The following is a 240-nucleotide window of genomic DNA, read 5'->3' as shown; positions in this document are numbered from 1 at the left end:
AAAACCAAAGTCCTCGGCAACTTCCATTAACATCAAAATTTCTGACGCAACGTAAGAATGCGCATGAACGAAGCGTTCGCTGTTCAGAATTTCCAGTAACGTCTCCAGGCGATAGTCGGGCCGTGGGGCTGCCGCCTTTTTACGTTCTGCACGGCTCATACGCTCATAAGCCTGTTTCCGCTGCTGGTACTCAAGCGCCGCCTGGAAACCGTCACGTACAATGGTTTCAACGCCCAAACG

At 51.7% G+C, this 240-nt stretch carries 1 protein-coding gene; it reads right to left on the bottom strand.

What is annotated here, in order from left to right; translation table 11 throughout:
• Positions 1–240: hypothetical protein (locus SB749_RS20705; protein ID WP_410711973.1), on the bottom strand; the 240-nt coding region annotated here is incomplete at both ends.

This window comes from Brevibacterium sp. SIMBA_078 (assembly GCF_046534565.1).
In the GTDB taxonomy this organism is placed as follows: Bacteria; Actinomycetota; Actinomycetes; order Actinomycetales; family Brevibacteriaceae; genus Brevibacterium.
This window is presented reverse-complemented; position numbering and strand designations above follow the sequence as displayed.